Origin of the sequence: Brevibacillus centrosporus, from assembly GCF_003710815.1 — a bacterium.
GTDB classification, from domain to species: Bacteria; Bacillota; Bacilli; order Brevibacillales; family Brevibacillaceae; genus Brevibacillus; species Brevibacillus centrosporus.
The window spans coordinates 21,183-41,078 of record NZ_RHHP01000011.1 but is presented as its reverse complement, the minus strand read 5'-3'; the positions used below and the strand labels follow the sequence as shown (position 1 = coordinate 41,078).

General features: G+C 49.1%; 21 protein-coding genes and 1 pseudogene. 4 read left to right on the top strand and 18 right to left on the bottom strand.

The genetic code is table 11. The annotated features are described in order from the left end of the window. Nucleotides 1-110: 110 nt before the first annotated feature. The 8 genes from dnaB to ychF form a co-directional block, all read right to left on the bottom strand. Nucleotides 111-1,460: a replicative DNA helicase gene (dnaB, locus tag EDM55_RS11980; protein ID WP_092271186.1), complete on the bottom strand. Its 1,350-nt coding sequence runs from the start codon at nucleotides 1,458-1,460 to the stop codon at nucleotides 111-113. 24 nt (nucleotides 1,461-1,484) lie between these two features. Continuing rightward, nucleotides 1,485-1,928: a 50S ribosomal protein L9 gene (gene rplI, locus EDM55_RS11975; protein WP_122960440.1), complete on the bottom strand. Its 444-nt coding sequence runs from the start codon at nucleotides 1,926-1,928 to the stop codon at nucleotides 1,485-1,487. A gap of 26 nt (nucleotides 1,929-1,954) precedes the next feature. Further along, on the bottom strand, nucleotides 1,955-3,892 hold the full coding sequence (locus EDM55_RS11970; RefSeq protein WP_092271180.1) for a DHH family phosphoesterase: 1,938 nt from the start codon (nucleotides 3,890-3,892) through the stop codon (nucleotides 1,955-1,957). A 4-nt stretch (nucleotides 3,893-3,896) separates the two neighbouring features. Further along, complete coding sequence (locus EDM55_RS11965; RefSeq protein WP_092271177.1) at nucleotides 3,897-4,805, bottom strand: DUF2232 domain-containing protein; 909 nt, start codon at nucleotides 4,803-4,805, stop codon at nucleotides 3,897-3,899. Between the two features lie 84 nt (nucleotides 4,806-4,889). Beyond that, nucleotides 4,890-5,120, bottom strand: a complete 231-nt coding sequence (rpsR, locus tag EDM55_RS11960) for a 30S ribosomal protein S18 (RefSeq protein WP_005831740.1) — start codon at nucleotides 5,118-5,120, stop codon at nucleotides 4,890-4,892. A gap of 44 nt (nucleotides 5,121-5,164) precedes the next feature. Next, a complete protein-coding gene (locus EDM55_RS11955) occupies nucleotides 5,165-5,644 on the bottom strand; it encodes a single-stranded DNA-binding protein (RefSeq protein ID WP_092271174.1) in 480 nt (159 codons plus the stop codon). Between the two features lie 29 nt (nucleotides 5,645-5,673). Next, entirely contained in the window at nucleotides 5,674-5,961 is a 288-nt protein-coding gene (rpsF, locus tag EDM55_RS11950; protein WP_092271171.1) for a 30S ribosomal protein S6, read from the bottom strand. A 142-nt stretch (nucleotides 5,962-6,103) separates the two neighbouring features. Next, nucleotides 6,104-7,204 (bottom strand): redox-regulated ATPase YchF, encoded by a 1,101-nt coding sequence (ychF, locus tag EDM55_RS11945; RefSeq protein WP_092271168.1) that lies wholly within the window; start codon nucleotides 7,202-7,204, stop codon nucleotides 6,104-6,106. 188 nt (nucleotides 7,205-7,392) lie between these two features. Between ychF and EDM55_RS11940 the strand changes: the two genes are divergently transcribed. Then, on the top strand, nucleotides 7,393-8,022 hold the full coding sequence (locus EDM55_RS11940; protein WP_122960439.1) for an NAD(P)-dependent oxidoreductase: 630 nt from the start codon (nucleotides 7,393-7,395) through the stop codon (nucleotides 8,020-8,022). A 68-nt stretch (nucleotides 8,023-8,090) separates the two neighbouring features. Here the strand turns inward: EDM55_RS11940 and pepF are convergent, their stop codons facing one another. Then, the gene (pepF, locus tag EDM55_RS11935; protein WP_122960438.1) at nucleotides 8,091-10,004 is read right to left on the bottom strand and encodes an oligoendopeptidase F; all 1,914 of its coding nucleotides are present in this window, start codon (nucleotides 10,002-10,004) and stop codon (nucleotides 8,091-8,093) included. A gap of 359 nt (nucleotides 10,005-10,363) precedes the next feature. On the opposite strand from pepF, the gene EDM55_RS31305 reads away from it, so the two are divergent. Next, entirely contained in the window at nucleotides 10,364-10,450 is an 87-nt protein-coding gene (locus EDM55_RS31305) for a YjcZ family sporulation protein (protein ID WP_092271160.1), read from the top strand. Nucleotides 10,451-10,664: 214 nt separating this feature from the next. On the opposite strand, the gene EDM55_RS11925 is transcribed toward EDM55_RS31305, so the two are convergent. From EDM55_RS11925 to EDM55_RS11910, 4 genes are all read right to left on the bottom strand, one after another. Then, nucleotides 10,665-11,444, bottom strand: coding sequence for an Ig-like domain-containing domain (locus EDM55_RS11925; protein ID WP_122960437.1), 780 nt, complete (start codon nucleotides 11,442-11,444; stop codon nucleotides 10,665-10,667). Between the two features lie 121 nt (nucleotides 11,445-11,565). Then, nucleotides 11,566-11,775, bottom strand: a complete 210-nt coding sequence (locus EDM55_RS11920; RefSeq protein WP_092271153.1) for a DUF951 domain-containing protein — start codon at nucleotides 11,773-11,775, stop codon at nucleotides 11,566-11,568. 24 nt (nucleotides 11,776-11,799) lie between these two features. Further along, a complete protein-coding gene (locus tag EDM55_RS11915) occupies nucleotides 11,800-12,687 on the bottom strand; it encodes a mechanosensitive ion channel family protein (RefSeq protein WP_122960436.1) in 888 nt (295 codons plus the stop codon). After that, the gene (locus EDM55_RS11910; protein WP_092271148.1) at nucleotides 12,687-12,965 is read right to left on the bottom strand and encodes a putative Se/S carrier protein; all 279 of its coding nucleotides are present in this window, start codon (nucleotides 12,963-12,965) and stop codon (nucleotides 12,687-12,689) included. Before EDM55_RS11910 ends, EDM55_RS11915 begins: the two co-directional genes overlap by 1 nt. Before the next feature lie 219 nt (nucleotides 12,966-13,184). Between EDM55_RS11910 and yyaC the strand changes: the two genes are divergently transcribed. Together yyaC and EDM55_RS11900 are read left to right on the top strand one after the other, a co-directional pair. Then, on the top strand, nucleotides 13,185-13,790 hold the full coding sequence (gene yyaC, locus EDM55_RS11905) for a spore protease YyaC (protein WP_092271145.1): 606 nt from the start codon (nucleotides 13,185-13,187) through the stop codon (nucleotides 13,788-13,790). 197 nt (nucleotides 13,791-13,987) lie between these two features. Next, nucleotides 13,988-14,947, top strand: a pseudogene (locus EDM55_RS11900) (IS30 family transposase). A gap of 131 nt (nucleotides 14,948-15,078) precedes the next feature. Here EDM55_RS11900 and EDM55_RS11895 read toward each other — a convergent pair. From EDM55_RS11895 to EDM55_RS11875, 5 genes are all read right to left on the bottom strand, one after another. Further along, nucleotides 15,079-15,978 carry a diacylglycerol/lipid kinase family protein gene (locus EDM55_RS11895; protein WP_092271142.1) on the bottom strand — a complete coding sequence of 300 codons (900 nt, stop codon included), beginning with the start codon at nucleotides 15,976-15,978 and terminating at the stop codon, nucleotides 15,079-15,081. Nucleotides 15,979-16,379: 401 nt separating this feature from the next. Further along, complete coding sequence (locus EDM55_RS11890; protein WP_092271139.1) at nucleotides 16,380-17,093, bottom strand: DUF554 domain-containing protein; 714 nt, start codon at nucleotides 17,091-17,093, stop codon at nucleotides 16,380-16,382. Between the two features lie 24 nt (nucleotides 17,094-17,117). Next, the gene (locus EDM55_RS11885) at nucleotides 17,118-18,272 is read right to left on the bottom strand and encodes an aminotransferase class V-fold PLP-dependent enzyme (RefSeq protein WP_092271136.1); all 1,155 of its coding nucleotides are present in this window, start codon (nucleotides 18,270-18,272) and stop codon (nucleotides 17,118-17,120) included. 15 nt (nucleotides 18,273-18,287) lie between these two features. After that, complete coding sequence (locus EDM55_RS11880) at nucleotides 18,288-19,133, bottom strand: ParB/RepB/Spo0J family partition protein (protein WP_092271133.1); 846 nt, start codon at nucleotides 19,131-19,133, stop codon at nucleotides 18,288-18,290. Next, entirely contained in the window at nucleotides 19,130-19,888 is a 759-nt protein-coding gene (locus EDM55_RS11875; protein ID WP_092271130.1) for a ParA family protein, read from the bottom strand. The genes EDM55_RS11880 and EDM55_RS11875 overlap by 4 nt, the downstream gene beginning before the upstream one ends. Nucleotides 19,889-19,896: the final 8 nt, after the last annotated feature.

Genomic DNA, 19,896 nt, shown 5'->3' with positions numbered 1-19,896 from the left:
ATTATGATACGCTATGCAAACCCTTGTTGTCCTTCTCTTTTTTGAAATCGGGCAGTACGGAATTCCCAAAGAAAAAAGCCGGAATTCCCTCCGGCTTTTCTGTTTCTATTTTATCCTGCCTGATTTCGGAACCGATTATCCAGACTGACGAATTTGTTGTATTCCTTTAAAAACGCCAGCTCCACTGTTCCGGTAGGGCCGTTACGTTGCTTTGCGATGATGACCTCGATAACGTTCTTGTTCTCGGTCTCTTTGTCGTAGTAGTCGTCGCGGTACAGGAACGCAACGATATCGGCGTCCTGCTCGATCGAACCGGACTCACGAATATCCGACATCATCGGACGCTTGTCCTGACGCTGCTCTACACCACGGCTCAGCTGCGACAGGGCGATTACAGGGACGTTCAGCTCACGGGCAATCCCTTTTAAGGTACGGGAAATTTCGGATACTTCCTGCTGACGGTTATCTCCTTTTCCACGTCCATGAATCAATTGCAAATAGTCGATCAGAATCAATCCGAGACCTTTCTCCGCCTGCAGCCTACGACATTTGGCACGGATATCCATGACGGTCACCCCAGGACTATCGTCAATGTAAATGGGCGCCTTCGCCAGAGTCCCGATCGCCATCGTCAGCTTCTGCCAATCGTCTTCCTCCAATGCCCCCGAACGCATCCGGGAAGCATCCAGATTCCCCTCGGCACAGATCATACGTTGAACGAGCTGGGTCGCACCCATCTCCAGAGAAAAAATGGCGACGGTCTCACCAGCTCGTGCGGCTACATTCTGTGCCAAATTCAACGCAAACGCCGTTTTCCCTACGGAAGGACGGGCAGCGAGGATGATCAAGTCGCTTCGCTGCAAGCCAGCCGTCATCTTGTCCAGGTCGGTGTATCCCGTCGATATCCCGGTGATATCTCCCTTGCGCTGGCTCAAGAACTCGATGCGCTCGTACGTCTCCATCAAGGCATCACGGATCGGTGTAAAACCACCGCTATTGCGATTCTGCCCGATCTCCATGATGTACTTCTCCGCGTCGGCAATGATTGCCGTGACCTCATCCTCGCGTGAGTATCCATCATTGGCGATCTTTGTTGCTGTATGAATCAATCGCCGTAGAAGCGACTTTTCTTCCACAATCTTTGCGTAATACTCGATGTTTGCTGCTGTCGGAACAGAGCTTGCGATTTCCGTCAGATAGGTAACGCCACCTATCTCATCCAGCAGCTTATGGTCCTGCAGGTCTGCTGTCACTGTGACCAGATCGACAGGTTCGCCTTTTTCGTACAGGTCCACCATCGTTTGAAAGATGCGCTGATGCGCTGTCTTGTAGAAATCCTCCGGGCGAAGAATCTCAATGGCCGTGATAAGAGCTTCCTTGGACAAGAACACGGCACCTAGTACCGACTGTTCTGCTTCCTTGTTCTGCGGCGGCACACGATCCAAAAACAGGTCGCTCACGTCACACCCTCCACATGTCTGTCATTATTCTTCGACCACGTGTACTTTGAGAGATGTGGTCACTTCGTTGTGCAGTTTTACTTTAATTTGCGTTACACCCAGTGCGCGGATCGCATCCATTTCGAGTTTGCGCTTGTCCACTTTGATCTTGAACTGCTCTTCCAGCGCTTGTGCTACCTGCTTGCTGGAAATCGCGCCAAACAGACGACCACCTTCGCCTGCTTTGCCTTTTACTTTCACAGTCAGCTCGCTGAGTTTTTCACCCAATTCGATGGCTTCCTGTTTCTCTTGCTCTTTGCGCTTCTCTTCGCTGCGCTTTTGAGCGTCGAGCGTTTTCACGTTGCTATCTGTCGCTTCCTTAGCCAGCCCGCGCGGCAGCAGGAAGTTGCGTACATAACCTTCGGAGAGATCTTTTACTTCGCCTTTTTTGCCTTGGCCTTTAACATCTTGAAGAAAAATGACTTTCATCATCGTTTCCCCCTTCTCATATTGGCCTACATGACCGAATCGATCGCTTCTTTCAAGCGTTTCACTGCTTCTTTTATGGTAATGCCTTCGATTTGGGTCGCTGCTCCTGTCAAGTGACCGCCGCCGCCCAAAAGCTCCATGACGGACTGTACATTGATGTCACCGAGAGAGCGCCCACTGATCAGAATCACACCGTCAGCACGCTGTGCCACGACAAACGATGCCTGAATGCCAGATAAGGTCAGCAGCTGTTCCGCCGCCTGAGCCACCTGGACTTGCGTATATTCTTCTGCAGGATCACCTGTAGCGATCGCCATATTGTCACGGTACGTTTCAGTGTTCATGATGATTCGAGCACGCTTGACGTACTGATTGACATCTTCCTTCAGCAAACGCTGGACAGCTGCTGTATCTGCACCGTTACGTCGCAGGAACGACGCAGCCTCGAAGGTACGCGAGCCTGTACGGAAGGCAAAGCTCTTGGTGTCGACGACGATTCCCGCAAGCAATGCAGTTGCAATCAGACTGTCGATGTTCAAGCGCTCGCTTTGGTACTGCAAAAGCTCTGTGACCAGCTCTGATGTAGAGGAAGCATACGGCTCCAAGTACAACAGAACGGGCTCAATAAATTCCTCTGAGCGGCGATGATGGTCGATCACGACAACCCGGCTGGTTTCACCCAACAGCTTAGGCTCAATAACCAGCGAAGGACGGTGCGTATCGACAACCACGAGCAGCGTCCGACCAGTCACCAGTCGAATGGCTTGTTCTGGTGTTACGAACGTCTCAGCCAGCTCTTCGTTTGCGTAGATCTCCCGCATCAGGCGCTCGACGGAATTGTTTCCTTCGTCCATGACGATGTAAGCAGCCTTTTTGTGCACCTGTACAGCTTTTAAAACACCGAGCGATGCGCCGATGGAGTCCATGTCCGGCTGCTTGTGTCCCATGACGATGACGTGCTCTGCCTCATGGATCAGGTCGCGCAAAGCATGGGCGATGACACGTGCCCGTACGCGTGTCCGCTTCTCAACGGCATTGGATTTCCCGCCGTAGAAAGTAAGCTTGTTCCCGACCTTGACGGCACTCTGGTCACCACCACGGCCCAAAGCGATATCCAGGCTGGACTGCGCCATTTGCCCTAATTCGATGTACGTACTCGCAGCTGCCCCAACCCCGATACTCAGTGTGATCGGAATTTTGTTGTCAGCCGTCATTTCCCGTACGACATCCAAAATGTCAAAACGCGTTTCTTCTAATTTATCAAGTGCTTCCCGTTCCATCAGCGCCAAAAATTTGTCAGCCGTGATTCGGCGAAGATATATGCCATGTTTGGTAGCCCACTCCGTGATGACACCAGCGACACTGGTCGAAAGCAGCGTCCGGCTCTGGTCATCCATCACTTGTCCAATCTCATCCAAATTGTCGAGATGGATAATCGCGAGTGCAGCCTTTTCACGGTGATAGCGAGCTGTCAGTTCCTTGAAATCCGTAATGTCTGTAAAATACAGCAGACGTTCTTCGGATCGGACCAGCACCTCGTAGACCCGTTCGTTGTAGGTAAATTCCAGCCGCTTTTGCTCCAGCTTTCCATTCAGACCAGGAAAAACCTCCTGCAGGTTTTTGCCAATCAGAAGCTCATCCCCGGACATATGTGTCATGAACGGGTTTACCCACTCAATTGCCTTTTCCTCGTTGTATAAAAGGATCCCGATCGGCATCTCTTGGATGACACCTTCTCCTGCCTTCTTCACACGATGTGTGACCGTAGCCAGATAAAGGCGCAAATCGCGCTGGAACCCTTTCTCAGCCTGGAGGGCATAAAGAACCAGGCCAATCAAGCAGACCATGCCGATCGCCCCGTACATCCAATGGTGCAGGGTCAAAATTCCCAACAACAACAAGCTAAAGCTGAGTGCCAGGACCATATGCATCCCGTACCAACGCTTTAACAGGAACTTGGGCATTTCCTCAGCCCCTCTTCACTCTTGTTTCCAGTTTTTCACGCAACCGAATTCCCAAATCAAAGATCCCTACTAGACTCAGTATAGTGGTTAGAAAGGGAAAAATAAATAGACAGACAATAAGCACTGGAGTCAAACGCTTCCAGCCATACAAATAGGCTGCGAATACACAAAAGCTTAGCCCCTGCAAAGTGAAAATGGTGTCGAGCATGACTTTTACGTTCAGGATCGCACTTTCCCAGAACGTCCCCTGAATGCTTGACCCAAACACCAGCATGGCAATCATAGCGATGAAGTAGTAGTAAAGCAACGACCTCGGAAAGGTCCATTCCCGGATAGGCTTTAGGGCCGGTACCGGTCTGCGCAGACGTTTCCCAACCAAACGAGCCAGCCAGTGCACAATCGCGCTGGAACCAAAGCTGAACATGACCAGACTCACAGGAAGAAGCATCTTCGCCAGCTCCATGTACTGATCGTACTGCTCCTTTGGTACGAATGCCGGTCGAAGGAGTGCAGCCTGCTGCATCATCGAATCAAAGCTCGTATTCATGCCAAACACCATGAAGGCCAGCATGAACACAAAACCGAAGAAAACTGCGACTGCTCCCGCTGTAATTCCGGAGAGTGCCGTCCCTCTTCTCTTGTAAAAAATCCCCATCACCGCTCCCCAAGCTGCAAACTCAAGAGCCGCAAAGGCAGTGATTGGTCCCGTCATGATCCACCCTAGAAAGGTAAACGCGAGGGAAATCCATACCATGTTCGGCACGGTTCTGCTCATACCCAGGAGTAGAAAAGGCAGTGGGATCAAAATACCGATTAATGCACCTAGCACTGTGTATGTACTGAGGAATAACAGCACCAGTGCGATACCCAGCATCAGGGCATTTTCGGCCAATTGCTTGGTTTTTGAAGGCATGTCAGCACCTCGTTTGGGAGTACAAGAAGATATGGAAAAAAGAGGGCCACGCAATTGTGTCCCCCTTTTTATAACTTGTGAAAATTATTCAGCCGTGTAAGGCAGAAGTGCTACTTGACGTGCGCGTTTGATTGCGATCGTCAGTGCACGTTGGTACTTAGCGGAAGTACCAGTTACACGACGAGGCAGGATTTTACCGCGCTCGCTGATGAACTTTTTGAGCAGATCAACATCTTTATAGTCGATGTGCTTGATTTTGTTCACTTTGAAGAAGCAAACTTTACGACGCTTATTAGGACGTCCTTTGCGTGCCATGTGAGTTCCTCCTTTTTAAGGAAATGTGAAAGTTATACGATTCTTTAGAACGGCAAGTCATCATCCGAAATGTTGATAGGCTTGCCAGCACTCGCGAAGGGATCACCAAACGGATCAAAGTCGTTTCTCTGGCCTCCACCGGATGGTTTGTTGCCACCGCCGAAGCCTGGACCCGGATCGTAGCCTGAATTATCTCCGTTTTCGTTGCCTCGACCGCCCAAAAATTGAACGTTCTCTGCAACTACCTCTGTTACGTATACGCGTTTTCCTTCTTTATTGTCGTAGGAGCGCGTTTGAAGGCGTCCTTCGATGGCGGCTTGTCTGCCCTTGCGCAAATAGCTTGCACACAGGTCAGCCAGCTTCTGCCAAGCAACAATATTAATGAAATCGGCTTCTCTCTCGCCCGCTTGGTTGGTGCGGGGACGATTGATCGCCACAGTAAACGTAGCAACGGCAACGCCATTTGGCGTGTAGCGAAGTTCAGGATCTTTTGTCAGGTTGCCGATGAGAATGACTTTATTCATCTTGGTTCCCCCTCTGACCGCGACAGTGATTACTTCTCATCACGAACGAACATGAAGCGAATTACGTCGTCGTTGATTTTCATCAGACGCTCTGCTTCCGCAACCGCATCAGCATTCGATTTGAAGTTCATCAAAACGTAGTAACCTTCACGGAACTTATTGATTTCATAAGCAAGACGACGCTTGCCCATTTCTTGAAGTTTGGAAATTTCACCGCCGTAGTTGGTTACGATCTCGCTGTAACGAGCTACATTGGATTTCACTTTCTCTTCTTCAAGGTCTGGACGCAATACATACATAACTTCGTATTGACGCATACCTTTTCACCTCCTTATGGACTTTAGCGGCCCTGATCGGGCAAGGAGCGAGTGCTGAAACGAAACGCATAAGACATGCACTCCATAAATACTCGCATTATGGTATTATAGCAAAGCAAATCTCTCGAAGCAAGATTCAGTTCTAAACGTTGAAACGGAAATGCATAACATCTCCATCTGCAACCACGTACTCTTTCCCTTCAAGACGGTACTTCCCGCGCTCTCTGGCAGCAGCCACAGAACCAGCATCTACCAGATCGTTGTACGCGATTACCTCTGCGCGGATAAAGCCGCGCTCGAAGTCCGTATGAATCACACCCGCTGCTCCTGGCGCTTTCGTGCCGCGGCGAATGGTCCATGCACGAACTTCCTGCACACCCGCAGTAAAGTAAGTCACCAGCCCCAGCAGTTCATAGGCAGCGCGAATCAGACGGTCCAGACCAGACTCGGACAAACCCAGCTCCTCGAGGAACATGTCTTTATCTTCGCCTTCCAGCTCCGCGATTTCCGCTTCCACTTTTGCGCTGATCACTACCACTTGCGCACCCTCGTCGGCAGCATGCTTACGCACCGTTTGCACATGCGGGTTGTTGTCTGCATCCAGAATGCCATCCTCAGCCACGTTGCACACGTACAGCATCGGTTTGATGGTGAGCAAATGCAGGTCACGAATCCATTTGCGCTCCTCGTCATCCAGCTCTACGCTGCGTGCAGAGTTGCCCTCTTCAAAAGCAGCCTTCAATTTTTCCAGTACATCCAGCTCTTGCTTCGCTTCCTTATCGCCCGCTTTTACCTTGCGGCCGATCCGGTCAATGCGTCGCTCTACGGAGTCGAGGTCCGCAAAGATCAGCTCCAGATTGATCGTCTCAATATCGGAGAGTGGATCTACACGGCCAGATACGTGCGTAATGTTTTCATCCTCGAAGCAGCGAACCACATGTGCGATTGCGTCCACTTCACGAATGTGCCCCAGGAATTGGTTCCCCAAGCCCTCGCCTTTGCTCGCCCCTTTTACCAGACCAGCAATGTCTACGAATTCAAAAGCAGTTGGAACCACTTTGTTTGGAACAACGATCTCTGTCAATTTAGCCAAGCGTGGATCTGGAACCTCCACAATTCCCACATTGGGATCAATCGTACAGAACGGGTAGTTAGCCGATTCTGCACCTGCTTGGGTAATGGCGTTAAACAGGGTGGACTTCCCTACGTTAGGAAGACCTACAATCCCGCAAGATGCACCCATCTATATACACTCCTTATCATCATCCTGACATCCTTTTAAGTATATAGATTTGCCTATGAGAATACAATTGCATCCTTGTGGAACTTCCTGCCCCTATCCTACTGCAAACTGGTGGGACAAAAAAAGAAATGCTAGACTGGAAGGCAGAAACGAATGTACTGTGTTCGCCAGAAAAGAGGTGTGTAGTTTTGAATCTAGTGCTATTCGGTGCTACTGGCCGCGTGGGAGGTCACATCCTTGCCACTGCGTTGCAGGACGGTCATCATGTCACGGCTTTGGTACGCACTTTGGAAAAGCTTGTTCACCATCAAAATCAATGGGGCAATCTGCGGGTTCTTCCCGGCAATGTCCTGGACCTTGCGGATGTGCAGCGCGCGGTCAAAGGCGCAGATGCTGTCATCAGCACGCTTGGTACGGATGGAGGCACTACCTTGTCCGATGGAATTCCTCACCTGGTTCGTGCTATGGAGCAGGAAGGCGTGAAACGAATCATCACAGTCGGAACAGCCGGTATTTTGCAAAGCCGAACGTCCCCGGAACTGCTGCGCTACCAGTCCAGTGAGTCCAAACGCAAGCTGACTCGCGCTGCCGAGGAGCATCACAAAGCCTATACGCTACTCGCGCAGACCGAGCTCGACTGGACCATCGTATGTCCTACCTATTTGCCTGATGGTACGCTGCTTGGCTCCTACCGAGTAGAACGCGACTTTTTGCCAGTGGATGGAGCCGAGATTTCCGTTCCGGACACTGCTGCGTTTACGTACAGCTTGCTCTCTTCAGGTGAATACATCCGCTCGCGGGTCGGCATCGCTTATTGACCGTTCGATTCATATGCACGGCAGAGGCTCCCTCTCTGGTGAAAGGGAGCCTCTTTCTTTTCCTTAGCTTATTTCTCGTTTACCAGCTTTTCCAATTCGTTCAGCGTCTCTTCGAAAATCTCCATCGACTGCTCGATTGGCTTGGATGTAGACATATCGACACCTGCCGCCTTCAGCACTTCGATTGGCGGCGCAGAGCTGCCAGCTTCGAGGAAGTTCTTTTTGATCCGGTCTACAGCCGGTTTGCCTTCATCCAGGATTTGTTTAGCCAGAGCCTGAGATGCTGCAAAGCTGGTCGAGTATTGGTACACGTAGTAGTTGTAGTTGAAGAAGTGGGAAACGCGCGCCCACTCCATCGCGATTTCATCGTCGGATACCATGTCTTTGCCGTAGTATTTCTTGTTGAGATCGAGGTAGATCTTTTTCACTGCCTCCGCGTTCAAAGACTCGCCTGCCTGCTCCTTGTCGTGGATCGCCTTTTCAAACTCGGCAAACTGAGTCTGGCGGAACAACGTCGAACGGAAGTTTTCCAGGTAGTGATTGAGCAGATACATTTTTTCAGCCCTGGTCTTCGCCTGGGCGTACATGCTCTTGAACAGCAGGGTCTCGTTCATCGTAGACGCTACTTCCGCTGTAAAGGTAGGGTAATTGGACGAGACGTACGGCTGCGTTTTATTGGTGTAGTACGACTGCATAGCATGACCCATCTCATGAGCGATGGTAAACACATCGTCCAGCGTCCCCTGATGGTTCAGCAATACATACGGATGCGTGTCGTATGCGCCCCATTGATACGCGCCCGTACGTTTGTCATCCGTCGAGTAAACATCTACCCAACCGCCCTCAAGCCCTTCGGAGAGTACCTTCACATAGTCGTCTCCCATGGCTTGCAGACCATTTAGCACCATCTTTTTCCCTTCTTCGATGAGGATGTACTTATCTTCAGATGGCACGATCGGTACGTAAATATCGTACATGTGCAGCTCATTTACACCGAGCATTTTCTTTTTCAAAGCGATGTAGCGATGCAGCAATGGTAGGTTTTCATTTACGGTGTCAATCAGCTCGTCGTACACCTTGGTTGGGATGTTGTTTGGTGTCAGACTTGCTTCCAGAGCAGACTTGTAATTGCGTGCGCTTGCGTAAAAGTTGTCCCCTTTTACTTTCGCCGCCAAAGTCGATGCAAATGTATCCTGGAAGTCAATCAGCGAGCTGTAATACGCTTTGAATGCATCCTTGCGCACCCGTTGATCTTTGCTTTCCAAATAGGAAACGAAATTGGAACGGTTCAGCTGTACCTCTTTTCCGCTTTCGTCTTTGATTTTCGGGAATTTCACATCTTTGGACAACATGCTGTAAATATTCGTCGGCGAGCTGCTGAGCGGCGATGATTTTGCCAACAGCTCCTCCATTTCTTTGGAGAGCGAATGTGCTTTGTTGCGGAGCATGTCCTCCAGGAACAGCTTGTATGGAGCCAGCGCTGGATTTGCCAGCAGCTGCTTCATTTTATTATCAGGAATCGCCACGATTTCCGGCTGCACCCACGCTGTTTTTTCAGAAACCAGTGTGTACATCTTTTCCGCTCTGTCTGCCAAGACTTGCAGCTCGGAATTGGCGGAGTTTACATCCAGTGACATATTGGCGTACACGTAAGCTTTGTCGTTTAGACGCATCATACTCATATAGTCGTCAAACGCCTTCAGCATGGTAGCAGAAGAGGTACTTAGCTTCCCCTGATATTTGGTGAAGGCCTTCGCCAACTCCTCAACTTTAGCTACATCCTTTTCCCAATCCTGCACAGACGGATAAATATGATCCAGCTTCCATTTGTACTGGTCAGGAATTTCCGCGCGTGTTTGATAGACAGGTGCTTTTTCCGCAGCAAACGCAACAGCTGGTGTGCTGTACGGAATAAAAGGCACTGCTACGGTGGTCAAAGCAATGGCCAGAGCCGTGACTGATGCAAGCGTACGCTTCTTCAAATCTCAATCGCCCCTTTTCTACGTCTTTCTATTATTGCCAAACACTAGTTACTGTAATTATCTTTTTTTCCCTCTTATCCCTTCTTTTGAATAAAAAATATTTTAAATATTTATTAACAACAGTCAATTTATCCAGAGAAATGACGATATTGTGGATAGTTCTGTGGATAACCACTTGTCCACACCTGCTTGTCCCCAAAATTGTAATTCTCACCTCGTCCAAGCTGCAAAGTTGTCCACATTTTCTGTGGATAGAATGTGCATAACTTATTTTCTGTGAACCCGTGACATTCGCCCATACCTCTCCTCCGCTTTTGTCATAGCATGTGTATTGAAACTAGGGTAGGAGGTGTTAGCAAGTGGGTATCTTTAATGGTTTCGACGACTTCGCGCTGATCTTGGTGCTCTTCATCCTTCTCGTGATCATTGGTTGCGACTGCAACTAATACTCCCGCTGCGATCCGACCTATCTGAAGAAAAGCTGTCGCTGGCGTCAGCCTTGTCTTCTACACTATAGTCTGTCATATTAGGCGATCGCACCATCGATACGCCATGAACTGTCATAGTGGATGTACTATCCTTCCTGGGAGTTAAAATCACGATAGTACACATGCAAAAAGGGATGCTGCCTCACTCGGCACACCCCTTTTTGCTTTTTTGCTATTTAGCCCCTGTCGTAAAAAGCGACCGTTGCAGCGGATTGCTATTCCCCGCTGTATCCCGCAGCAATCCGGGTACCAGCTCGATCAGATAGGTCTGATGCGGCTGCCATTTTCCTTTTGGCTTCACTGTGAGCATTCGCTTGCTTTTATTCCAGGTAATCGTATGGGCGACGCTCGTTCCCATCTCATCCGTTACTCGCACCAGTGGTCCTGCCGTTTTGCTCGCGAGAATTTCTCCGCTTACCAGCGTCACTTCTTCCGCAAATTGCAGCGTCACCTTTTCCTGCAGCTTCACCTGCTTGGCACCATGACCTGGCAAAATGGTCGCCCGCGGAGCGATTGTATCCACAGGCTTTTTGATGGAAAACGTGCTGCTAACCTCTGGATTACTTTGTCCCTGATCATTTTTTAGCTTCTTCACTGGCAAAGTCACTTTAAACGTCTGTCCTGCTTCCAAGTTACCCACAGGGTCGATCGTGACCGTACGCAAATTTTTGTTCCAGCTTACAGTATAGGGTACTTTCCTTTTCTTGCTGTCCGTCAGCTGAATGATCGACATCCACGATTGGTTGGTCAGCTCTTTATTGTTCAGCAAGCGAACTCTTTCGGGAAACGTCAGCTCCACTCGTATATTCGGCGAAAGATCCACCGATTGATCAGCTGGAGTAACCTTGATCCCCCAAGCGTTCCGCTCTGCTCCCAAAGCTGGCTGTGCCACCAACATCATCAGCACCAGCATGCCCACTACATACAACCACCTGCTCGTCCCCTTTTTCATCATATCCCCCCGTTTATAACGGCAGAGAGCCCTTTCCTGGACTTCGCCATCCGGACTCCCCTCTCACCGTTTACGGGCATTGTAGAAAAAGACAACAGCGTGGTTCAAACATATTTCGCGTCTAGGACTGCGGATCTTCCCCCGCGCGACTCAAAATCTTTTTCAGCTTCCGTTCAAACTCCAAGCGAGGAATCATCACACTATGGTCACATCCCGTGCACTTGATGCGGATATCCATGCCCATACGGATCACCTTCCAGGCGTTTGTACCGCACGGGTGCGGCTTTTTCATTTGAACGACATCCCCCAGTTCAAATTGCTTCCTTTCCATCTTTTTTCTCTGTCTCCTTTCTATCTACGCTTGCCCCTGACTCTGTCCTTTTCCTTGCATCGCTACAATCTTCGGATAAGGAATCTGAATGCCCCGCTTCGTAAATTCTGTCCGGATCATCGCACGCAGATTGCGGTTTACTCCGTGATGGGTGTTTGGCTTACACTCGGCCGTTACCCGCATCGTTACTTCCGAAGGGCCAAGTGCATGCACTCCAAGTATCTGAGGCTCTGCGACGATATCCGTCAGCTCGGTTTTAGCAATCTGCAGAACTTCCTTCAGCACTTCCTCCACCTGTTTCAGATCTTCCTCATACGCCACCGAGACATCTACGACTGCCAATGTATTTTGCAAAGAAAAATTGGTCACCTGTGTGATCGTCCCGTTGGGGAAAATATGCACTTCCCCGGTCCAGCTGCGGACACGCGTGATGCGCAGCCCAATTTCCTGCACAGTTCCCGTCAAATTGTTGATCGTGACGACGTCTCCTACCGCAAACTGATCCTCAAAAATAATAAAGAATCCAGTAATGATATCACGCACCAGACTCTGTGCCCCAAAGCCGACTGCGAGCCCCAACACTCCCGCGCTCACCAAGACCGGCTTCAAATCGATCCCCAGCAGCTGCAAGACCATGAGAATCGCTAAAAAATACAACGTGTATCGCACAACATTGTTAACCAAGACCCGCATCGTATCTACACGGCGTTGATCCATTTGAATCTTGCTGCCGGCTCGATGCTGAAATACCTTGTTGACCGCTGCCTGCACAACGGACACCACAATCCGTGAAATCACGATAATCGCTACAATTTTTAAAGCAACCATGCCAACATTCATCCACATGTCGGCATTCGTTACCGATTCATACATTTGATTGTACAGGGTCTGAAAAAATTTTCCGTCACCCATTATTCCTGCTCCCTTCTGTTCCCTTTCTCGTCAATTTCTTGATAGCGATTGGCAAACTGACGAAAATAGCCGCGAATGATCACTTGTTGTTCCTCCATGATGGTTTTAGCCTGTGAGTAATCTGGCAGTGGAAACTCTATGGAGAGGGCACAGCCGGCCGTTATCTCTTTTGGGGTCGGTCTTGTGTCTATCTCGATATCCGCATACTCCAGCAGCATCTCTGCACGCAAAGCCTGCTGCGTTGAGTCAAATGCGATGAGTACTGTCTCTCCTCCCACTTTTCTCCCTCCCTACGTCCTGACAGCCAACCTTGTTTTCCTGCTGGCATCAGGCAAGCATCTCCTATTGTACCTGTTCGACCAATCTCTTTCCACTTTCCTTGATTTTTCAAAACCTACGTAACCTTCTCATTAGCTGGTATAAAAAATCCACTTCGGTACTATACTGTGAATACTCTTCAAATCTTTCCATTGACGAACGCAAGAGTGGGGGTAGCCATGAATACTTTTGATAATCGCAAGGATAGTCTCTTACCACCTTTTAAAGTGGAATATCGAAGTGAAAATGCCGATGAACATCTGGCTCTACACCTTGCTCAACGCATTCGCTTGAAGCCCTTTGAAGAAGAAATTGTTCTGGTTTGTATTGGGACAGACCGTTCTACAGGCGATGCGCTGGGGCCGCTGGTAGGCAGCAAGCTGGAACCGCTCGCCCACCGCCATCTTCGGGTCTACGGTACCTTGGACGATCCTGTCCACGCTATGAACCTGAAGGAAAAGCTCGAACTCATCCAAACCAAGCATCCCAAATCGACAGTCATTGCAGTCGACGCCTGTCTCGGTCAATTTAGCCATGTCGGCAATATCAACGTGATTAACGGGCCGCTCAAGCCTGGTGCCGGTGTCAAAAAAGAGCTTCCGACAGTAGGAACCTTTCATATCACTGGGATTGTGAATGTAGGAGGCTTCATGGAATATTTTGTCCTCCAAAACACTCGTTTGGCAGTTGTAATGAGCATGGCAGAAATTATTGCTTCCGGATTGTCCAAAGCTGTTGTGTTAGCCTCTGAGGAAAGCCGATTGGGCAGCATTGAAAGTCATTGATTGATTTGCCCATCCGCGTTTGACTCATTTCTATAGGTGAAAGACTTGTTCTCCTCCCCCCTCTGGGAAACAAGTCTCTTTTTTTGTGTGACGGATTGTAATATGAAGTGCGACACCCCTGCATAAATAAAAATGGCCCATGATTGATTCGTGTAAAATGAAGTCACCACAACACCATTTACACAGGAGAATCAATCATGAGTTATTCACATCTTAGCATAACAGAACGTAGTCAGCTAGCGCTCCTTCATCGCTTGGGTTGGTCTACACGTGCGATTGCCACAATACTCAAACGGCATCATTCTACCATTGCTCGTGAGTTAAAACGAGGATATGGGAGTGAAAAATATCAGGCAGAGGCAGCTCATGAGGCTTACGAGAAACGGAGGGAACACTCTGTTTCTCGTGGTAAATGGACAGCCGAACGCGAGCAATATATCGCTGGAAAGTTGGCCCAAACCTGATCTCCCGAGCAGATTTCCGGACGGATGAGTCAGGAATGCCCAGATCAGAAGGTTTCCTTTAAAACGATATATCGCTGGCTATACCACGGTCTGTTGGTGAAAGGAAATACTGCTTTCCTGCGCCACAAAGGCAAACGCCAAGGCCCTGCCGAAACGCGTGGCCGATTCAACGTAGGGAAGTCCATTCAGCAGCGCCCCAAAGAAGTGAGAAAGCGTAACAGTTTTGGCCACTGGGAACTGGATACGGTCGTTTCCAGTCGGGGGAAAAGTAAAGCATGCGTCGCTACATTCGCGGAGCGTAAAACCCGCCTTTACCTTGCCGTGAAGATGCCTGATCGTACCTCTGCCTCCCTAGAGAAGGCATTTGGAATAGTCGCTGATTCATTTCCAAAGGGTACATTTCAAACAGCCACTGTTGATCGTGGGAAAGAATTTGCCTGTTATGAACGATTGGAGTCAGCACATAAGCTAGCCATTTACTTTGCAGATCCTTACTCATCCTGGCAAAGACGTACCAACGAGAACGCGAATGGTCTTCTACGAGAATTCTTCCCTAAAGGTAAGGATTTCGCAGAGGTCTCTGAGGAAGAGTTAGTTCATGCCTTGCACCTCATTAACAGTCGGCCGAGAAAATGTTTGGGCTGGAAAACGGCTCACGAATCATTTATGGAAGCTCTGTCGCACTTGGCTTGACAATTCGTCGTGTAAAAAAATGACCACTTCTGCTGCATTTGGAGAAGTGCCTGAGTGGCCAATCCTGGAACTTCCTCGATAAGCTCCCTATGAAACACTTCCTCCATTCTTAAAGCCTTGATATAGGCTTCTTACCCGCAAATGCGTAGTTTACCTGCTTCGATTTCTACATATATTGGCGTCTGCGCTGCCATCTCACCATCTGCATGCACCAGCAAAGGCTGCTCAGACTCTATTGTAATCTGCCGGCCACGCAAAAAAACAACGTTTGGATGATCCACATGGGCTCCTGTAAAAATCCTAGGAAATGCAAACAAAAGCCCTAGTCGAGTGACGTTCTGGACGACACAGATTTCGGCAACCCCGTCATCGGGCAACGCCTGTGGGCAGATCAGCATGCCCCCGCCATAGTTGGGAATATTGGCAATCGCTATGAGCCAAATTCTCTTCATTTGATGAACCTGTCCGTCTATAAGCAAGGTAACATCGCATGGACAATAGGTACATAATACGCGGATGACCGACCATATATACGCCAGCTTGCCAAGACGTAACCGGTTTAGCCACTTCTTGTATCCTGCCTCGTTCGTAGTTTTTGCCACCTGCCCGTCAAACCCTGCTCCAACTGAATTGACCGCCACTCGCCCATTGATTTTCAGCAAATCGATGCATTTTTCCCGCGTTTTCGACAGGATTCGTTCAATCGCCTGTGCGGGATCTTTGGGCAACCCATGACCTCGTGCAAAATCGTTACCTGATCCCGCTGGCACATGCCCCAATGTACACTCTTTTCCCGCTTCATAGATTCCGTTAACCACTTCACTGACCGTTCCATCCCCGCCAACAGCAACGATCATTTTTACTTCCTCTTTTTCAATCAGCTCGATTGCTAATGTTTCTGCCTCCCCCTCACTGGATGTCCTCCTTACTCGATAAACGACTCCCTGCTGTCTTAGAATTGATTCTAAGCTGTTCCATACTTTTTCCCCTTTGCCATTGCCCGCTGCCGGATTTACCACAAACCCAATCATCCTGATTCTCTCCCTCTGCGTCTGTTTTCTACGCAGCCAGTCTTTCTTGACTTTGCTTCCTGTTCGTACTCTATCTCACATTTTTTCGTTTCCAAGTTTCTTTGTGCTATTCTACCATTCCTTTTGCGCGATTGGGTTAGGATAATGCTGCACTCATTCGTCAGCCAAATCTCCGCTCCTTCACACATACCAACCCTTTTTCACTCAACAAAAAAGACTCAACCATGATTGGAAGAGTCTCATTTCTCACCTGTTCAGAAACCTCTATCGAGGCCTGGTCGAGGAGGAGCGACCGCGTTTTAGCGGAAAGTTTTACCGAAGTAATGCCAGAAGCGGACGCTGAGGCACTTTGCCATGCGCTCCGGAATTCATAAACGTATACGCTTATAAATTCCTATTCGTTAAAAAAACTTCGACAGCCATTCTACAATCGGAACACCCAAAGCCGCAATTACCAATGCGGGAAGCATGTTTGCCACGTTGATCTTTGTTATCTCTAAAATATTGATACCGATGGCGATAATCATCAGCCCTCCGACAGCCGTGATTTCTGCCAGCATGGCATCAAGCATGGTCCGACTTACCACATTATAGATTTGGGTCGATAAAAGCGCGATCAAACCTTGATAAATAAACACCGGCACCGCTGAAAAAAGGACGCCAATTCCTAATGCAGATGTAAAAATAATAGCTGAGAATCCGTCCAATAACGCCTTTGTGTACAAAATATCGTGGTTATTGCGCAGACCGCTGTCCATTGCTCCCAAAACAGCCATTGCTCCGATGCAATAGACAAGTGTTGCGGTAACAAACCCTGTTGCTATGCCGCCTTCTTTGCCACCGCCGACCTTCTTCTCCAACCATTTTCCCAGCCGATTCAACGTTTTTTCAATACCGATCAGTTCACCAAAAATCGATCCTACTACAATGCTCACAATCATGAGCAAAAAGTTGTCGGTCCCAAGACTCATCTGAATCCCAAGCAGGACTACTGCCAATCCAATCCCTTGCATGACCGTTTTTCGAATCGAATCCGGAATTCGTGTCAAAAGCCTTCCCAACAATGCCCCAACCACGATCGCCAGGGCATTTACCAGGGTCCCTAATAAAATCACGTTTTTCTCCTCCAACGGAAGGCATTACACAAAAGCAGCCGCGATTTCCCTGACCGCTTGAATAAGCGCTTCTACGTCTTTCTGCGTGTTGAAAATGCCATAGCTGGCCCGTACAGCGCCCTTTTGCTCTGTTCCCGCAGTTTGATGCCCTAGCGGAGTGCAATGATACCCTGACCTCGTCGCAATCCCGTACTGTTGATCGAGAATAAAAGAAACTTCAGAGGCATCTACTCCATCAATATTAAAGGACACAACACCGACACGCTCGACTTCCACGCCGGGTCCATATACTTCAACGCCCTGAATTTGCTTCAGGCCCACAAGCGTCTGCTTCGTCAGCTCCCACTCTTGCTCGCGTATGTTTTCCACGCCTTTTTCCATGACGTAGGATACCCCAGCCAGCAATCCAGCTAATCCAACGGTATTAACCGTTCCGCTCTCATAGCGATCCGGTCTGGTTGTAGGCTGATCGATCGCTTCCGATTGGCTTCCTGTTCCACCGTGAATCAACGGTTCAAGATCAATGTCATTATGAACGTACAAAGCTCCCGTCCCCTGCGGACCATACAATCCTTTATGGCCAGGGAATGCAAGCATATCGATGTTCATCTCTTCTACATGTATGGGCAGTACACCAGCTGACTGCGATGCATCAACCAAAAATGCCACACCATGCTGTTTTGACAGTGCACCTAGCTCTGCGATCGGCAGGATAACACCAGTCAAATTGGAAGCGTGACTGACAGCCAAAAGACGGGTATTCGGTTGGAGTGCTTTTTCAAAGTCCTCCGGGTAAAACTGATGGTCATCTCTTGGTTCCACATACGTAATCTCAACTCCGATTGTTTTACGCATGTATTCCAGAGGTCGTCGTACAGAATTATGCTCCACAGACGACGACACCACATGATCTCCCGGCTTTAGAAACCCCTTTATAGCCTGATTGAGCGCTTGCGTCGCGTTCAGATAAAAAAAGAGGTTATTTGGGTTTTGGATCCCAAACAACCGCGATAATTGCACGCGTGTGCGAAACACGGATTTGCTAGCTTTCATCCCTAAAGTATGTCCGCCTCTGCCTGGGTTTGCAGCAAAATCGTCGATGACTTCAGCCATCATTTCCTTTACAGCCGGCGGTTTCGGCCAGGTAGAAGCTGCGTTATCCAAATAGATGATCGCCATGACTACCTCCTGCACTTATTTTTCCGATTGCAATAGATCGATGATTCGTTGCAAATCTTCCTGCGAGTAAAAATCGATTTCAATTTTGCCGCGCTTCGTCCCCTTCTTGATCTTAACCGAGGTCCCAAAGAGGCTTCTCAGACGCTGCTCGATCTCCACCAACACAGGCTCGTTCTTCGCGGTTTTTTTCTTCTTTGTTTCACGTGAAACATTCAGTTGTTTCACCAGCTCTTCCAGCTGCCGTACGCTTAATCCTTTTTCAACAACATCCTTGGCTAGTTGCTGCTGTGCTTGCTCTTTCGTTACTGCCAGCAGCGCACGTGCATGTCCCATAGAAAGCTCTGCCGTCGATACCATCTTGCGGATCGTCTCAGGCAGCTGCAGCAATCGCAGCATGTTTGCCACATGCGGTCTGCTCTTTCCGATCCTCTGCGCCAATTGATCCTGTGTATAGTCATGATGGGCAATCAGCTTTTCGTAAGCTTCTGCTTCTTCCAACGGATTTAGGTTCTCCCGTTGCAGATTTTCAATCAAAGCAATTTCCATCAGCTGTTGATCGGTATAAGCTTTCACTACAACAGGCACTTGCTTCAGACCGCAGAGCTTGGCAGCGCGCAGTCTTCGCTCTCCCGCTACCAGCTCAAATCCTTTGATGCTTTTCCGTACGATCAATGGCTGAATGATCCCGTGTTCTTTAATAGACTGAGCCAGTTCCTCGATAGCGGCCGGTTCAAACTCTTTACGGGGCTGATATGGATTGGGACGAATCTCACTGACGGAAACCTCTTTGACCTGTTCCCCTTCCTCGATGAGATTGGACGTAATAAGTGCATTCAGCCCTTTTCCCAAACCTCTACTCATACCCCAACCACTTCCTTCGCCAGATCAGTATAAACTTCCGCACCCCTGGAGCGTGGATCATACGTAATGATGGCTTGTCCGTGCGATGGAGCTTCACTCAAGCGCACATTACGGGGAATAATCGTTTTGTACACTTTTTCTTGAAAGTACTTTTTCACTTCTTCAATCACTTGAATTCCCAGGTTCGTACGCGCATCCAGCATCGTCAAAACGACACCTTCGATAGCAAGCTGGGAATTAAGATGCTTTTGAACCAGACGAATCGTATTTAACAGTTGGCTCAAACCCTCTAGCGCATAGTATTCACATTGGATCGGAATGAGCACAGAATCAGCTGCAGTCAAGGAATTCACAGTCAAAATCCCCAAGGAAGGCGGACAATCAATGATCACAAAATCGTATTTGTCTTTTACTACTTCCAGAGCCTTTTTCAAACGAACTTCACGTGAGATCGTTGGGACTAGCTCAATTTCTGCACCCGCCAGCTGAATGGTGGCCGGAATAATCATCAAACCTTCAATGTCCGTTGGCAAAGTGGCATCTACCGGGCTAATGTCGTTGATCAATACATCATAGATACAGTATCGCACATCGGCCTTGTTGACTCCGATCCCGCTGGTCGCGTTCCCCTGTGGGTCAATGTCCACCAGTAGCACCTTTTTCCCCAATGCGGCCAGACAAGCGCTTAGATTGACGGACGTAGTCGTTTTCCCGACGCCGCCTTTCTGGTTCGCAACCGCAATGATTTTACCCAACTTCTCCA

What these genes read in the sequence shown, in the direction of transcription:
- EDM55_RS11920 (WP_092271153.1), bottom strand. Translation starts at nt 11,775, where the DNA reads ATGGAAAGGAAGCAATTTGAACTGGGGGATGTCGTTCAAATGAAAAAG.
- rpsR (WP_005831740.1), bottom strand. Translation starts at nt 5,120, where the DNA reads ATGGCACGCAAAGGACGTCCTAATAAGCGTCGTAAAGTTTGCTTCTTC.
- EDM55_RS11970 (WP_092271180.1), bottom strand. Translation starts at nt 3,892, where the DNA reads ATGCCCAAGTTCCTGTTAAAGCGTTGGTACGGGATGCATATGGTCCTG.
- yyaC (WP_092271145.1), top strand. Translation starts at nt 13,185, where the DNA reads ATGAATACTTTTGATAATCGCAAGGATAGTCTCTTACCACCTTTTAAA.
- rplI (WP_122960440.1), bottom strand. Translation starts at nt 1,928, where the DNA reads ATGAAAGTCATTTTTCTTCAAGATGTTAAAGGCCAAGGCAAAAAAGGC.
- EDM55_RS11955 (WP_092271174.1), bottom strand. Translation starts at nt 5,644, where the DNA reads ATGAATAAAGTCATTCTCATCGGCAACCTGACAAAAGATCCTGAACTT.
- EDM55_RS11895 (WP_092271142.1), bottom strand. Translation starts at nt 15,978, where the DNA reads ATGATTGGGTTTGTGGTAAATCCGGCAGCGGGCAATGGCAAAGGGGAA.
- ychF (WP_092271168.1), bottom strand. Translation starts at nt 7,204, where the DNA reads ATGGGTGCATCTTGCGGGATTGTAGGTCTTCCTAACGTAGGGAAGTCC.
- EDM55_RS11880 (WP_092271133.1), bottom strand. Translation starts at nt 19,133, where the DNA reads ATGAGTAGAGGTTTGGGAAAAGGGCTGAATGCACTTATTACGTCCAAT.
- rpsF (WP_092271171.1), bottom strand. Translation starts at nt 5,961, where the DNA reads ATGCGTCAATACGAAGTTATGTATGTATTGCGTCCAGACCTTGAAGAA.
- EDM55_RS11925 (WP_122960437.1), bottom strand. Translation starts at nt 11,444, where the DNA reads ATGAAAAAGGGGACGAGCAGGTGGTTGTATGTAGTGGGCATGCTGGTG.
- EDM55_RS11915 (WP_122960436.1), bottom strand. Translation starts at nt 12,687, where the DNA reads ATGGGTGACGGAAAATTTTTTCAGACCCTGTACAATCAAATGTATGAA.
- EDM55_RS11885 (WP_092271136.1), bottom strand. Translation starts at nt 18,272, where the DNA reads ATGGCGATCATCTATTTGGATAACGCAGCTTCTACCTGGCCGAAACCG.
- EDM55_RS11965 (WP_092271177.1), bottom strand. Translation starts at nt 4,805, where the DNA reads ATGCCTTCAAAAACCAAGCAATTGGCCGAAAATGCCCTGATGCTGGGT.